Source organism: Novosphingobium sp., from assembly GCF_036733805.1.
Taxonomy (GTDB): domain Bacteria; phylum Pseudomonadota; class Alphaproteobacteria; order Sphingomonadales; family Sphingomonadaceae; genus Novosphingobium.
On the sequence record NZ_DAIMZT010000025.1, the window covers coordinates 1 to 9,197 of the forward strand.

Annotated in this window: 9 protein-coding genes; 4 read left to right on the forward strand and 5 right to left on the reverse strand. The window is 60.7% G+C overall.

Annotation, left to right across the window (positions count from 1 at the left end):
- Positions 1-127: 127 nt before the first annotated feature.
- The 3 genes from V7D69_RS07795 to V7D69_RS07805 all read right to left on the reverse strand — a co-directional run bounded on the left by V7D69_RS07795 (position 128) and on the right by V7D69_RS07805 (position 2,628).
- Positions 128-757 (reverse strand): ParB-like protein, encoded by a 630-nt coding sequence (locus tag V7D69_RS07795; protein WP_333605505.1) that lies wholly within the window; start codon positions 755-757, stop codon positions 128-130.
- A 2-nt stretch (positions 758-759) separates the two neighbouring features.
- Positions 760-2,352, reverse strand: coding sequence for a SulP family inorganic anion transporter (locus V7D69_RS07800; RefSeq protein ID WP_333605527.1), 1,593 nt, complete (start codon positions 2,350-2,352; stop codon positions 760-762).
- Positions 2,353-2,427: 75 nt separating this feature from the next.
- Positions 2,428-2,628, reverse strand: coding sequence for a hypothetical protein (locus V7D69_RS07805; protein WP_324061144.1), 201 nt, complete (start codon positions 2,626-2,628; stop codon positions 2,428-2,430).
- A gap of 176 nt (positions 2,629-2,804) precedes the next feature.
- On the opposite strand from V7D69_RS07805, the gene V7D69_RS07810 reads away from it, so the two are divergent.
- Entirely contained in the window at positions 2,805-3,533 is a 729-nt protein-coding gene (locus tag V7D69_RS07810; RefSeq protein WP_324061145.1) for a hypothetical protein, read from the forward strand.
- Positions 3,534-3,638: 105 nt separating this feature from the next.
- Here V7D69_RS07810 and V7D69_RS07815 read toward each other — a convergent pair whose 3' ends face one another.
- Positions 3,639-6,122: a TonB-dependent receptor gene (locus tag V7D69_RS07815; RefSeq protein WP_442947046.1), complete on the reverse strand. Its 2,484-nt coding sequence runs from the start codon at positions 6,120-6,122 to the stop codon at positions 3,639-3,641.
- 200 nt (positions 6,123-6,322) lie between these two features.
- Between V7D69_RS07815 and V7D69_RS07820 the strand changes: the two genes are divergently transcribed.
- Positions 6,323-7,000, forward strand: coding sequence for a response regulator transcription factor (locus V7D69_RS07820; protein ID WP_333605507.1), 678 nt, complete (start codon positions 6,323-6,325; stop codon positions 6,998-7,000).
- A 22-nt stretch (positions 7,001-7,022) separates the two neighbouring features.
- On the opposite strand, the gene V7D69_RS07825 is transcribed toward V7D69_RS07820, so the two are convergent.
- Positions 7,023-7,901, reverse strand: coding sequence for an ABC transporter permease (locus V7D69_RS07825; protein WP_333605508.1), 879 nt, complete (start codon positions 7,899-7,901; stop codon positions 7,023-7,025).
- A 96-nt stretch (positions 7,902-7,997) separates the two neighbouring features.
- Between V7D69_RS07825 and V7D69_RS07830 the strand changes: the two genes are divergently transcribed.
- Both V7D69_RS07830 and V7D69_RS07835 read left to right on the forward strand, forming a co-directional pair.
- Entirely contained in the window at positions 7,998-8,681 is a 684-nt protein-coding gene (locus tag V7D69_RS07830; protein WP_324060781.1) for a GcrA family cell cycle regulator, read from the forward strand.
- Positions 8,682-8,688: 7 nt separating this feature from the next.
- The coding region (locus tag V7D69_RS07835; RefSeq protein ID WP_333605509.1) for a peptidylprolyl isomerase at positions 8,689-9,197 on the forward strand (509 nt) is incomplete at its 3' end.

Genomic DNA, 9,197 nt, shown 5'->3' on the forward strand with positions numbered 1-9,197 from the left:
GCGCAGCCCGTCTCGACGATATAATCGATTTTTCCGCCGCGCAATCACAATCGAAAGTACGGTCCCTCGAAGTGCTCCATGGCGAGGAAGGGGCAGTTGGGAAGGGGCGTTCGGGAGTGTCTGATCGTTAGTCCTCACCGTCCACACCCGCCCAGCCGGGGAGGTGAGCGGCGGCGCTGGTCTGTGCCAGGCGCAGTGCCCGATCCAGCGCCTTTGTGAAATGCGTTTCGATCAGCTTTCTCTTGATGCGATCGCGGAAGAAGTCCGCCCAGAGAAATTCGGAATAGGGAGTGGGAACCTTTGCGTATCCGCCGGCACGGCGCACCTCCCCCGCGAGTGAGCGATAGGGATCGTCGATGAGCTTGTCGATGCGCCGAGGCAGTTCGTGCCAGTCGCGGCGTTTCCCGTCGCCATCATAAGGGTGCAACCAGTTGTGCGCATCCATGAAGGCAAAAAAGCGCTTTCTGGGCAGGTGGTTCAGTTTCGCGAGCACGGAAATCATCACTTCTTCCACGCTCTCCAGATGAAGCGCGAGCACGAGGTGATGATGATCGACGATCCAAGGCTTCCCGTCCGGTCCGATCACCGCGGGGATCATATGCGCACCGAGAAATCCGCCCGCCTCATCGCGTGGGCGTTGGCGCCATTGTTCACGTTTGCGATGGACTTCACGGATGCCGACCGTGAGCTGAGTAGGCCGCAGATCCCGGATGCGAACCGGGTGAAGGATCGGTTGGATCGAATTGCTGATCGCCATGGTCAGAGATCTCTCAATGCGAGGGCAGCGGCATCCGCCACGCTGAAGGTTGAGCCACGCGCCAGATCTTCCCGTCCAGCCGCCACGAGTACATCGCGCACCCGATCATGGGCACGCGCGAGGATCAGGCGGCGCGATTCCGATTGTAACAGCCGTGCGAACTCGCAGAGCGCTTCAACCGCGGTACTGTCGAGATCGTTGCTTTCTTCCAAGCTTAGGACGAGCACAGGCTCGGCCCTCTCCCGTGCGGCGTTGTTGATCGCCCTCAGGCTGGTTTCGGCATTTGCAAAGAAGAGGGGGGCATTGGGTCTGAAAATAGCCACGCCGGGAATCCGTGCCGCGTTGCCATGACGCGCTACGTCGATGAAATCATGTCCGCCGTCAACGCGGCCGAGTTCGCTGACGGAAGGGTGAGAAAGGCGATACAGTAATTCCGCGATTGACAAGGCGATCGCCACCAGCATCCCGTCCAGCACGCCCAAGCCAAGCACTCCTAATGCGGCCGCAAGGCCGATCCATTGGTCTCGGCCCAGGCGAAACAGGCGCAGCAGCGGCGCTGGGGACAAAGCATGGGTCAGCGCGCTGATGACGACGGCGGCGAGCACAGGCTCCGGAATGCGAGCGATGAGTCCTCCTGCCATCATCGCCAGCGCGAGAACGCAGAGGCTGGCGCTGATGGCGGCCCACCGGCTCCGCGCCCCCGCAGCCTCATTGGCGGAACAGCCAGAAAAGCCGGCTCCGATCGGCATGCCCTGGAATAGCGCAGCCGCGCAATTCGCTATCCCGATCGCGCCCAGTTCGCGGTTGGGCGAAAGCGAATCTCCATGTCGCAAAGCTAGGTCCCTTACCGTGCCCCAACTTTCAGCGAAAATGATGAGCGTGATCGGCGCTGCCAGTTGCGCAATCCGGGTCCAGGTGTCGAAGCCGTATGGCAAAGCGATATGCGGGGAAACCAGCGATGCCGGTCCCGCCAAGGCTATTCCCAAACGGTGAAGATCTACAAAGGAGCTTAACGCTATCCCCGCGACAATCACGACGAACGCACCCGGTATCGCGCGAACGCGGCGTACAGCAAGCAAGGCGGCCAGCGCGGCTATGCCGAGTGCTATGCTGCCCCAATGCCAGTCGGCCATTTCCCTCACCAGGGCCAGAACGACAAAAGCGATTGGACCGGACGGCGCCGGCACCCCCGCCAGCCTGGGAAGTTGTTTGATGATGATCGTGACGGCAAGACCCAATGCAAATCCCCGAAGCACCGGGCGGGAGATAAAGCCGGCGAGGCTGCCGAGCCGGAATGCCGCAAGGCCCGCGAACATCACGCCTACCGCAAGGGTCATCGCCGTGGCCATGGCATCTCGCATGTCCGCGGTGGCGCTCAATGTGCTGAGGGCCGCGGCCAGAATAACCGCCGAGGACGAAGTGGGCGATACGATGGCGAACCTGCTCCGGCCGAATGCGGTATAAGCCAGTCCGCCAGCTATTCCGGCGATCAGCGCGCGGCCTGGGGCAAGACCGGCTATTCCGGCGTAAGCGACCGCTTCCGGAACCATCAACCCGGCCACTGACAGCCCGGCCAGCACGTCGCGCATCGGCATTCGCACTACGGAAAATCCCCCTTGAACATGGAGAGGTACTATTTGCCGCAATGGACGCGAATGCAATTGCCGCGTTCAGGAATCCATCATCCAGAATAAGGCCCAGAAAAGCCCGGTTCCGGCCAGGAACAGTGGCCATGACCAGTAAAAGACATGCTCTCCGATAAAGCTGTGCTGGATGGCGAGAATGCCGGCTTGCGATCCGTTCGATCCTATGATGCCGGATACGATCCAAGTCAGAAGAAAGCCGGGGATCAGGGCCTTGAAGAAAGACATGAAAGCAACCCGTGTTGTCCTGTAGAAGTGCTTATCGCATGAGCCGGTTAATTTCACTTTAGCACGGAGTGGTAGGTGGAGCCGGTATCAGATAAGGGCGTCTGAGCCACGCTTTGAGACGAGATGAGCATTTCGTTTCTTGAGCAATGTGGCCAAGGACACACAATGGCGCTACGATGTCGCGGATGCCTGACATCCCGCAACGATATTTGGCGCCGTCCGGTCATGTCGGTTCCCTGTTCGGCGCGACGCTCGCGCTGTTGCTCACGGCCTGCGGTGGGGCTTCTCCGGTAGACCGTCATACTGATGCTATGGAGGAGACGCGATACGCCCGTCCTGCATTTGAGTGGCGAAACGGGGATGAACGCAGCTTCATTGCGCATCGTCGCGATCACGAAGTCATCAGATGCTGGAATGTGCAGGGCAAATATGATTGCCTGGTCGCTCAATCGCTCGGCATGAAAGACGTGATACCGGGGGCGCCGGAGAAGATAGGGTTCTTCCGTTTCCGCGCCGCCGCGCTGCCGGCAACGCAGGACGATCTCGATCGGCTTGCGACAAGCGACGGTTACGCTTGCGAACTCACCGGCCTTCCGGGGAAGGCGATGATGACTGAATACTACTGGCAGTCGGGAAGGATTGCCCGCCGGCACAATTCTGATCGCGGTGGGGATGACCGTTGGAATGCGGCGGATGTTTCGCAGTTTGCATCGACTGACGGGGCAAAGGATGTGCGTCCTTTCTTCGCTTGTCCTGCCGTGATTGACGCTGTGCTTGATGTCGGCCTCTATGCGCTGGATAGCGGTTTGATAAATTATGACGACGTTTTTGCGACGGTCGATTACCCCGCTGAGGCCAAGGAACCTGCCCCCACCAGCGATGGGAGTGAGGCTTCGGCGCTTTAACGTCGCGCAGGAGGGCCGGTTCCGCCGGACACTGTTTGTTGAACCATAAATGCGAAAGGCGCCGTCCCGAAGGACGGCGCCTTTGCTATTTGCGTCAGGGAGGGCTCAGAACTGGATCTGGGCCTGGACGCCGAAGGTGCGCGGCGGGTTCAGGTTGCCGTAGTCACCCAGCACGCCCGAATAGCTCAGCTTAGGCGTGCCGTCCGCATTGAGCTGCTGAACGCCGTTCGCGAACACCGGGGCGGGGATCGAGTTGGCCGACGAGCGACGATAGATGTACGTCGTGTCGAACAGGTTGCGAACCCAGAACGAGATGGTGGTCTTGGTGCCGCTCCGGCCCATCGGGATGTCCGCCAGAGCAACGCTGCCGTTGACCACGAAGCTGGCATCCGTCTTCGTGTTTTCCGCCTGGAAGCTGTATTGCGAACTGGCGTAGTTGGCGTCAATGTGCGCACGCAGCGTCGTGCCGTTCCTCGAAACGGGCATCTCGTAATCGATGAAGCCCGAAGCAGCATTACGCGGCGTGTAGACGATGTTCACCTGGAACGGCTGATTGTTCAGGAACGGATTCGGCGTCGCCGGCACCTTGAAGTAGGTGTAGGCATAAGAGGCGCCCAGCGTCAAAGCTTCGACCGGCTTAATCGTCAGATCAGCCTCAATACCGCGGACCTTGGTGGTGCCAGGGGCATTGCGGGTCTCCTCGGTATGCGCGTTGAAGGTGGGGCTCGACGGGTTGGTATCAACGTTGTCGAAGTCCGTCTGCGTGCCCTTGCGGTCCATGATGTAACCCGCAATGTTGAAGCGCGCGCGATTGTCCCAGAACGTTGTCTTGGCGCCCACTTCATATGCCTTCACCGATTCCGGCAGGAAGGCGGTGAACGTCTGCGAGCGGTCGTTGGCGCCCCCCGCCCGATACCCGGTGGAGTACTTGGCATAGAGATTGACGCCCGGTGCCGCGTCCACCGCGAGCACGACCAGCGGATCAACCCGCTTCTTGTCATACGTGAATGGGAAGGCGGTAGGCTTGCCTTGGACTGTGAAGAGCAAGCCATTGCGTTTGTCATGAGTCCAGCGGGCACCCACAGTCAGGTGAACGATGTCGATCGGGCTGTAAGTCGCCTGGCCGAAGAGCGCATAGCTCTTGGCGTGAGCGACGCTGTTGCGCTGCACGAACCAGGAGGCCGGATCCCAGCCCTGGTTGCCCGATGTGATCGGCCCAATCGCGTTCTCGCTGTTGATCGTATAGCCGGTGCCGTCAGCATTCCACTTGTTGCTGGACGGCGTGGCGGCGAGTTCGTGGGCCTTCTCGTTGAAGTAATAAGCGCCGAACACATAATCGAGATGCGCCATGCTGCCGACCGCCTGGAATTCCTGGCTGAACTGACGCTGATTGAAGTGCGAAAGGCTGTAGCGGCTGAAAGCGGTGTTGGGCGTAAAAACCGTGCGGTGCGCGCCGCCCGAGTTGTCCCATTGGTCAGTGGTGACGGTGCGCCAGGCGCTGATCGAACGCAGTTCGAGGTCCGGCGTCACCTCATACTTGAGGGTGGAGGCGAAACCTTCGGTCTTGTCGGTGCTGAGCTGCTGGGGCACGCCGATCTCGGCGGTATCCTGGCGCTTGTCACCGCTGACATGGACGATCGGCGACAAGGGGCGGACGCAGAAGGTCGAGCCTGTCGGGCAGACCAGCGAACCGGCGGCATCGTAAGAGCCAACAGGATAGTTGTTCGGATTGTAGCTGATGAGCTGGCTGTAGTTCGGCGTGTTCTCATCCTTCGACTTATCGTAGGAGAGAAGGGCGGTGAAGCCGCTGACCGGGGTCCACTTGGCGGTGATGCGGCCGCCCACGGCATTGTCGTAGTTCCAGCCGTACTGGCCGGCGAGCGGGTTCTTGACCGTTGCGTCCTGATGCTGGATCACACCGTCAGCCTTGATCGCAAGGTTGGCGAAGGCCGGGAAGTCAAGGTGGACTTGCGCGTCATGGCTGCCGTAGTTGCCGAAGCCGCCGCTGATGCGGCCGCCGAACTCGCCGGTCGGTTCCTTGGTGACGATGTTGAGTGCACCGCCTTCGGTGTTGCGGCCGAAGAGCGTGCCCTGCGGACCTTTAAGGACTTCGATGCGAGCAACGTCGAACAATGCGGCGTTCAGGCCCTGCGAACGGCCGAGATAAACGCCGTCGACATAGACGCCGACGGGCGTGTCGCGCGCGGTCTGGTTCTGGTCGAACGGCACCATGCCGCGGATGCCGACGGTCAGCGCGGACTTGCGTGCTTCGAACGTGGCGACGCGCAGCGACGGAACCGAACCATCGGCAAGATCAAGCAGGCTCTGGACGTGCCGATCCTTAATCATCGTGGGATCGACTACCGAGATGGCGATCGGGGTCTTCTGCAGATCCGTCTCGCGCTTGGTCGCGGTGACTGTGATCGTGTTCAGCCCTTCGCCGGATTCGGCAGCGGCGTCAGCCGGGACTGCGGCGGGGCTGGTAGCGTCCTCAGCGAACGCAGGCGCGGACGCGGCGATCGCGAGAATGCAGGCGGAAAGAGATAAAGAAATAGCACGAGTACGCACAACGGTGCTCCCTGATGGCATGTGCCGAAGGGTCTTTGGTTAGCGTTCTTGCCTTCCGCCCCCGCGGTCACGGCGGCCTCTATTCCTGTCGAATGTCAGATTCGCGGCTAAAATTTTGTAGAAATATTGCTATTTTCTTTCAAAAAGAACCTGCGGAAATTTCGCCCGGCGGCGTTATAGGAACGCGTCGGTGCGCGCGTGATCCATGGAAAATCATCCCAATGCTGAAGCTTAATCGTCTTTTGCTGACATCGGGCGGAACCGATTATATCAATGCAATTTCAGACCTTTTTTATAATATACAGGTCCAGATCGTTGAGCCGGACGGGCTGCTGACCCAATCGCTGGATGATTCAAGCTGGATCTTCGTTGACTGGCTGCTGCCGTCTATGGCCGGAATACAGCTTGTTCGGCTGCTTCGCGAGTCAGGGCTGGGGCGAAATGCGCGAATTTCGATGGTGTTGCCTAACGCCGATGACGACATGCAGATGCGGGCGATCGCGGCGGGGGCCGACGACTACATCATCGGCCCCTTGACGCCGACGGCCCTTGTGGACCGGATGCGTATATACCAAGGTGGTGTGTCGTCGTCCGAGGAAGCTGTTCTTAAGATCGGGGAGATGGTCATTGACACCAACGCCTACTCAGTGCGCTTTCGCGGGGGGATGTTGCCGCTCAATGTCAATGAGTTTCGTCTGCTTGCGCACTTTGCCCGCCATCCGAACCGCGTGTTCACACGCGGTAACCTGATAGGGGTGCTGGGCAAGAGCAAGGATGTGAATGACGAGCGCACCGTCGATGTGTGGATGAGCCGCCTGCGCAGCACTTTACGGAAACACGGCGTGCCGCACGTGCCGAGAACGGTGCGTGCCTGCGGTTATATTCTCGACACCGCCTGAAGCGCGCAAGGGGACGAAAGCTTCAGCCTTTCAGTTTCCACCCCGAACGTAGGACCAGATAGACTGCTGATGCGAATATGGCGTTGAGCAGTCCAAGCCCAAGCGCGCCGTGCAGCACCGCCAGGTTGGTATCGCCGATGTCGCTTACGCCGAGGAAGCCGAAGCGGAAACCCGATATCACGTAGAAGAACGGGTTGGCGCGGCTGACAGCCTGGAAGGCCGGCGCAAGATTGTCGATCACATAGAAGGTTCCCGAAAGGAGGGAGAGCGGCGCGATGATGAAGTTGGTGATCGCTGCGTTGTGATCGAACTTTTCGGCCCAGATCGACGACAGGAAGCCCAGAAGTGCAAGGAATACCGCGCCCATCAGGCCAAACCAGGCGACCGCCCAGGGATGCGCCAACGAAAGATGAACGCCGGGCCAGAGCAGCATCGCGCCGGCCAGCACCAGGCCCACCAGCAGCGCCCGCGTCACGGCGGCCGCGACCATCGCCAACATCAGTTCGCCTTCGCTCAGCGGCGGCATCAGGAAATCGATGATGGTGCCTTGTATCTTGCCGGCCAGGAAAGAGAAGCTTGAGTTCGCAAAGGCATTCTGCATCATGCCCATGACAATGAGGCCGGGAGCCACGAAGGTCGCGAAGTTCACACCAAGCACTTCGCGCCCGCCGCGCCCAAGCGCCACGGTGAAGATGACCAGGAACAACATCGTCGTGATCGCCGGCGCCCAGATGGTCTGGGTCTGCACCTTGAAGAAGCGCCGCACCTCCTTCATATAAAGGGTCTTGAGCCCCACCCAGTTTATCTGGTGAATCAGGGGCTCGCCCTTTGCGGGAAACCGGCTAGGCTGCGGTATCGCGGTGGGCGTCAGCAGTTCGGTCGAATTTGTTTGATCGGCCATGGACCGGCGACTATCGGCTGCGGCTTCGTGAGGCAAGCGGGGTGTCTCAAATTCGGGGTGATTCTTTTTTGCTCCGGCGTGGAAAATGGAACTGAGATGAGTTGGACGGACGAGCGGATCGAGAAGCTGACCAAGATGTGGGAGGGCGGGGCGACCGCCAGCCAGATCGCGGATGAGCTTGGTGGTGTCAGCCGCAATGCGGTGATTGGCAAAGCGCATCGCCTCGGCCTGAAGGCGCGACCGTCTCCGGTCAAAGCGAACGAGAAGCCGTCGCGTCCAGCCGCGCCCAGAAAAGTGAAGCCGGCTGCCGAAGCGCCTGTTCGCGCCGCCGAACCGGAGGTGGAAACGCCCGCTCGTCCCATGACGCTCGCCGCCGAAGCGCCGGCCGCGCGCGGGGCTGACCCGGCACCCGCGGCCGTTCCGGACAAGCCTGCCGTAGAGCAGCCGCGGATTATCTCCGTCGGTCCGGGTGGCTTCTTGCGACAGGGCCCCGGCGACCAGCAGCAGCCGATCCCTCCTGCGCCGCCCAGGCGCCTTGTTCCGGCCAAGCCCAGCCCGGAGGTTGCGGATAAGACCAGCCTTCTCGATCTGAATGACCGCATCTGCCGTTGGCCGATGGGGCATCCGGGTGAGCCTGATTTCCATTTTTGCGGTGAGAAGGTGAACCCCGGTTTTCCTTACTGCGTCCAGCATTGCGGCCGTGCTTATCAGGCGCAGTTGCCGCGCGGCGCACGCAGACCGCCTCCGCCGCTGCCTTTCGGCGGCCCACGGGTACGCTGAACCGTCAATGGGTGCGGCGCGTCGCGGCCGGTTCGCGGTCAGTCTCGCCTTGTTGTTGGGGTTTCCTTTCAGCATCGCTCCGGTGTTCGCGGCAGAGACCGCGCCGCCGGCAGCTGCTGAACCTGTGGAGCATGTCTACGTCTCGTTAACGACCTCGGCAGGCGTGATTACGCTTGATCTCGACAAGACGCATGCTCCGTTAACGACCGCCAACTTCCTGAGATATGTGGACAGCAAGCGTATGGATGGTGCGGTGTTCTATCGCGCCATGCACTTGCCTTACAGCGATACGCCCGCCGGTCTCCTGCAGGGTGGTGTTCGCAACGGAGCAAAACTGTTCCCGCCAATTCCGCACGAAGCGACCAACCGCACCGGCATTCTCCACAAGGCGGGAACAATTTCGATGGCTCGCTTCGCGCCCGGTACGGCGACTGCCGATTTCATGATCCTGATATCCGACATGCCGGCGCTTGATGCCGAGCCGTCAAATAATGGGCAGGACCCAGGCGCGGGGTT

Coding starts and splice junctions, on each gene's coding strand:
- V7D69_RS07795 (WP_333605505.1), bottom strand. CDS start 757: ATGGCGATCAGCAATTCGATCCAACCGATCCTTCACCCGGTTCGCATC.
- V7D69_RS07800 (WP_333605527.1), bottom strand. CDS start 2,352: ATGCCGATGCGCGACGTGCTGGCCGGGCTGTCAGTGGCCGGGTTGATG.
- V7D69_RS07805 (WP_324061144.1), bottom strand. CDS start 2,628: ATGTCTTTCTTCAAGGCCCTGATCCCCGGCTTTCTTCTGACTTGGATC.
- V7D69_RS07810 (WP_324061145.1), top strand. CDS start 2,805: ATGTCGCGGATGCCTGACATCCCGCAACGATATTTGGCGCCGTCCGGT.
- V7D69_RS07815 (WP_442947046.1), bottom strand. CDS start 6,122: ATGCCATCAGGGAGCACCGTTGTGCGTACTCGTGCTATTTCTTTATCT.
- V7D69_RS07820 (WP_333605507.1), top strand. CDS start 6,323: ATGCTGAAGCTTAATCGTCTTTTGCTGACATCGGGCGGAACCGATTAT.
- V7D69_RS07825 (WP_333605508.1), bottom strand. CDS start 7,901: ATGGCCGATCAAACAAATTCGACCGAACTGCTGACGCCCACCGCGATA.
- V7D69_RS07830 (WP_324060781.1), top strand. CDS start 7,998: ATGAGTTGGACGGACGAGCGGATCGAGAAGCTGACCAAGATGTGGGAG.